Origin of the sequence: Paraburkholderia sp. SIMBA_054 (genome assembly GCF_046534875.1) — a bacterium.
GTDB lineage: Bacteria > Pseudomonadota > Gammaproteobacteria > Burkholderiales > Burkholderiaceae > Paraburkholderia > Paraburkholderia hospita.
Map to the genome: position 1 here is coordinate 1 of NZ_JAWRXV010000188.1, position 908 is coordinate 908.

At 57.8% G+C, this 908-nt stretch carries 1 protein-coding gene; it reads left to right on the forward strand.

The window, feature by feature from the left end:
• Positions 1-603: 603 nt before the first annotated feature.
• Complete coding sequence (locus SB822_RS54685) at positions 604-891, forward strand: hypothetical protein (protein WP_410858796.1); 288 nt, start codon at positions 604-606, stop codon at positions 889-891.
• The last annotated feature ends 17 nt before the right edge of the window (positions 892-908 follow it).

The following is a 908-nucleotide window of genomic DNA, read 5'->3' on the forward strand; positions in this document are numbered from 1 at the left end:
GGTGACACTGGAGCGTGTGCGGCGTGGAATTGAGGGCAAGCACTGGACAAGTGCAGTTGAGACGGACTGGCTAATCGCGCGTCTTAGGTCTTTACTCGAATGGTAACGGGCAATCACACAAGGGTTACCAATACAGCATGGCACGTGAGCGAAATGCGAGGAAGTGTTCGACGCTCCCGAAGACCTAGATCTGCAATGCTGCGCATAACGAAAGCACTGCCCGAGGGCGCATGGATCAGCGCAGCCCACGCTCCCAGCACGGCAACGGACGTTAGTAACGCGGTGGGATCTTCGGCGTGGAAATCGGATGCCAACTGTACTTTGTACGTTATCAGTTAGATAACCACGATCGACCGCTGCCTGTCATCAAAAGGATTCTGACGGCGCTCGGAGCCGCAACAGACCCGTGGGAGACTGCCGCGTGGTCTCACTATCCCAACCACTGGCTCGACGGAGAGGATGGTACCCGGCCGATCACGCCAAAGGACGCGCTTTGCAATTTAATCAGCTTTGTTGCGGTTGCCCGCGAGTTCCGCGGCACGTTTGTGGTGTAGCGTCCCGGTGATGTGATCATGCTCGCGGTAGGCCAACGTCTCACCGAGCATGTCGACTGAACTTCTCGGAAGAAGACTCATGGGCACCAAAGGCACGATCCGATTTCAGGAGCAGGCAGGCGATCTGCCCGGCTGGACCCTCTATACGGAACTGTTCGAAAACGAGGACACCGTCTATCTGGAACTTGAGGGCGTGAAGGTCGATGTGATCATGCTCAACAACATTTGGGGGCCACCGCCCGGCACGGTAGTGCTGCGTCTGCCGACGGTCACTGCACGGCAACTGGGGCTAGTTCCGCCGGAGTGGACAAGGGACGCGTCGAGGTCGGAGGAGTAGGCCATGCTTGAACTCAG

Coding starts and splice junctions, on each gene's coding strand:
- SB822_RS54685 (WP_410858796.1), top strand. CDS start 604: ATGTCGACTGAACTTCTCGGAAGAAGACTCATGGGCACCAAAGGCACG.